The sequence below is a fragment of the Clostridium boliviensis genome, assembly GCF_033342255.1.
GTDB classification, from domain to species: domain Bacteria; phylum Bacillota; class Clostridia; order Lachnospirales; family Lachnospiraceae; genus Lacrimispora; species Lacrimispora boliviensis.
Genome location: NZ_JAWONS010000258.1, coordinates 1 through 343 on the forward strand (window position 1 = coordinate 1; position 343 = coordinate 343).

Sequence of the window (343 nt, forward strand, 5' to 3'; positions counted from 1 at the left end):
AGTCGCCATCGCCTTCGCCAAAGAGGATCCGGACGGCAACGGAAAGGACGACACCTACGGCCTGGTGTTCGGGGAGAAGGTCTGGCCCAACTACCACTTCGGCAGTTACTGGGATGCGGATGCCTGGTACCACAAAAACGAGAAGGGTCAGTACATCCCGGGAATCATCAGCGATGCGCGGAAAGACTGGATCAAGACGATGGCCGAACTGTACAAGGAAGGAGCGATCCAAAAGGATTTCGTCCTCCTCAATCCCAACGAGGCCAACACCCGGGTGTTTTATTCGGGAAAAGCCGGGATTATGGTCGGAGCGCCCCGGGGGATGTCGGATGATTATATGAAG

Annotated in this window: 1 pseudogene; it reads left to right on the plus strand. The window is 56.0% G+C overall.

The features are described 5' to 3' along the window. Window positions 1-343: pseudogene (locus RZO55_RS17910) on the plus strand (hypothetical protein); the annotation flags it as partial.